The organism is Vibrio sp. 811 (assembly GCF_033339195.1).
Genome location: NZ_JAWOUB010000874.1, coordinates 1 through 534 on the forward strand (window position 1 = coordinate 1; position 534 = coordinate 534).

Sequence of the window (534 nt, forward strand, 5' to 3'; positions counted from 1 at the left end):
GATGATTTAAATAAACAAGCCTTATTGGATCAAAACCAGCAAGACTACGGCTGGGATACCGACCAAGTAAAACAGCTAACCCGAGCAATTGATGTCGTCGTCGACACCCAACGTTTGAATGAATTAATCACACTCAAATACCTTCCTGATTATGGCTTATGGGCGGCGTCGTCGACCGATTTGGGCTTCATTAAGCGCGGCTTTTACAGCCAATTTGCGTTTTACTGCATCGTCTTTCTGATCGTTCAAGCAGCGTTTTATGCGCTGTTTCGCTCAATCGCTAACAATGAACACGAAACCAAAGAGCGTTTGCTTTACCAAGCTTGTCATGATCATCTAACTCGCCTACCTAATCGTGAGTATTTACGTTCCAACATTCAACGTTGGATGTGTGGCAGCAGTAACCCGTTCACCTTAATGTTCATTGATATCGATAACTTCAAATCGGTCAATGACACACACGGCCACGAATTTGGTGACGAAGTTCTAAAACAGATCTCGACTCGCCTTAACCACTTTTCGGGCGAAGGTCGT

At 44.4% G+C, this 534-nt stretch carries 1 protein-coding gene; it reads left to right on the top strand.

All coding sequences use genetic code 11. The features are described from left to right. Positions 1-534 (top strand): GGDEF domain-containing protein (locus R7Q46_RS29880; RefSeq protein WP_318078683.1); only part of this gene is annotated, 534 nt, incomplete at both ends.